This is a genomic window from Flavobacterium bomense, assembly GCF_003970355.1.
In genome coordinates, this window is record NZ_RYDJ01000042.1 from 1 (window position 1) to 2202 (window position 2202).

Genomic DNA, 2202 nt, shown 5'->3' on the forward strand with positions numbered 1-2202 from the left:
CAGAACAAGACGGGTTTTTTGTATAAAAATTTAATCAGAATCTAAAAAATAAATTTTATCTCAAACCAGTATCTATGGCAGCAATACTAATAAAAATGATAATTAAGCCATAAAAACACAAAGTAATTAAAGCCAAAATCCCAATGAATTTGTAATGTGATTTTAAATATTCGAATGAATTGGCAAGTGTTGCCGAATTATTATCTCTTAAAGCAGCCTTCAAATTAGAAGCGAACCTGTTCAAATAATAAATTGGAAAGAAATAAAGCCCAGCAATCAACAAATAAACCACAGTCATCATAATGCCAAATGCAGAACTAAACATCCCCATTTGTTCCATTGGCATCATATGGCCAATTGTCGTAAAAATTGCTCCTGCAAAAATCGCAGCCAAAACAATAAAACCAACACCAATATAACCAAGAACAGATAAAAAATAAGCCCATTTTGCTGCTTCTTTTAGAAACCCTTTAGCAGACTCATTCACCTGCAATTCAAATTCTTCAAACGTAGATTCTTCTGATAGATCAACCATTTCTTCCATAATCAATATTGTTTAAGTGATACATCAAATTTAATGAAAATTCTGAGATAATAACAGACTGAACTATAATTTTGACTCTATTCACTTTTATTCTAAAGAATGCAAAAAAAAAAAACGGATCAAGTCTAAATGTTGTGGGGAAATATTAAATTTCGATATTTGTCTTTTTAAATTAAATACAAATGCAAGATTCTTTTGTTGAACTACTCAAGTTATTATTACCAGAAATTATAGTTGATTATTTTGAACTTACTTCTTATAAAAAAGGAGAAGAATTACTTCATCTTTACTTAAAAGAGATTAATTCGATTCCAAAAGAGTACCGTCAAAACAAATTAAGCTCCAAAGGATTCTTTGATGAGATAACGGTTCAAGATTTTCCAATTCGTGGACATCAAGTATACCTTCATATCACTCGTAGAAGATGGCTTAATGAGGATACTGGGCAAGTTGTTTTTAGAGATTGGAATTTAGTAGCAGACGGAACTCGGGTAACACAGGAGTTCGCGTCTTTTTTAAAAGAAATCAATAGATTCCAAGCCTAATGACTGTAATGCTATAGCATCGTTCTATGGTGTTAGCGGTAAAAATCTACAACATCAGTACAAAGATTTCTTAAGTGATTTTAAAATCTGGAATCAAAAACCACACGCAAAAAAATGGCTTATTTTCCCTGAAAACATTGGAAAACAATTATCAATAGACGAAACCTCCCTGTCTAATGGTGAACTCTATACAATTCTAACCAATAAGGCCGCCAAAGGAAGAAAAGGAACCATCGTTGCAATGGTTGCGGGAACTAAAGCTGAAACTGTAATTGCTATCATTGAAAAAATTCCTCTTAAACAACGAAATCTAGTTACCGAAATCACCCTTGATATGGCAGGAAATATGGGGCTGATTGCCAAGAAATGTTTTCCAAATGCAACTCGTGTTATCGACCGATTCCACGTTCAAAAACTAGCTACAGAGGCTTTACAAGAAATCAGAATCAAATACCGCTGGCAAGCAATAGATCAGGAAAATGAGGCTATAGAAAAAGCCAAGAAAAACAAGAAAAAGTTTGAGTCTGAAATATTAATTAATGGGGATACACTGAAACAATTGCTAGCCAGAAGTCGCTATTTCTTATACAAGAATAAATCAAAATGGTCAGAGAATCAATTACAATGAGCCCATTTATTATTTGAATTATATCCTGATATCCAAAAGGCATACAATCTAACACAAGCTCTACGTAACATCTTTGAAAAAACGACTCATAAAATCATTGGTTTTGCTAGACTTGCAAAAGGGCACGAAAAGGTAAGTCAATCTGGGTTTAAGTCTTTCAATACAATTTCCCGAACAATAATCAATCATTATCAAAACATATTGAACTATTTTGATAATAGAAGTACTAATGCTTCAGCAGAATCCTTTAACGCCAAAATAAAAGCATTTAGATCTCAATTTAGAGGGGTTAGAAACATTGAGTTTTTCCTTTTTAGACTAACAAATATTTATGCTTAATTTTTGTCGCTCCACAGGTTTTGGGATTGATCCAAAAAAACCACCTAACAAAAGTTAGATGGTTTTACTAAAGAGCCGGCGGAGGGACTCGAACCCACGACCTGCTGATTACAAATCAGCTGCTCTAGCCAACTGAGCTACGCTGG

The 2202-nt window shown here is 33.3% G+C and carries 2 protein-coding genes, 1 tRNA gene and 1 pseudogene; 2 read left to right on the forward strand and 2 right to left on the reverse strand.

Annotation, left to right across the window (positions count from 1 at the left end; all coding sequences use genetic code 11):
* Positions 1-55 precede the first annotated feature (55 nt).
* On the reverse strand, positions 56-544 hold the full coding sequence (locus EKL98_RS15310) for a DUF5362 family protein (RefSeq protein WP_126563079.1): 489 nt from the start codon (positions 542-544) through the stop codon (positions 56-58).
* A 182-nt stretch (positions 545-726) separates the two neighbouring features.
* Here EKL98_RS15310 and EKL98_RS15315 point away from each other — a divergent pair, with 182 nt between their 5' ends.
* Together EKL98_RS15315 and EKL98_RS15320 are read left to right on the forward strand one after the other, a co-directional pair.
* The gene (locus EKL98_RS15315; RefSeq protein ID WP_126563080.1) at positions 727-1089 is read left to right on the forward strand and encodes an ISAon1 family transposase N-terminal region protein; all 363 of its coding nucleotides are present in this window, start codon (positions 727-729) and stop codon (positions 1087-1089) included.
* A 13-nt stretch (positions 1090-1102) separates the two neighbouring features.
* Positions 1103-2056: pseudogene (locus EKL98_RS15320) on the forward strand (ISAon1 family transposase).
* Between the two features lie 73 nt (positions 2057-2129).
* On the opposite strand, the gene EKL98_RS15325 reads toward EKL98_RS15320, so the two are convergent.
* Positions 2130-2202: transfer RNA gene (locus EKL98_RS15325), tRNA-Thr, on the reverse strand.

Excerpts from the sequence above, each read along its gene's own strand:
- EKL98_RS15315 (WP_126563080.1), top strand. The coding sequence starts at position 727 with ATGCAAGATTCTTTTGTTGAACTACTCAAGTTATTATTACCAGAAATT.
- EKL98_RS15310 (WP_126563079.1), bottom strand. The coding sequence starts at position 544 with ATGGAAGAAATGGTTGATCTATCAGAAGAATCTACGTTTGAAGAATTT.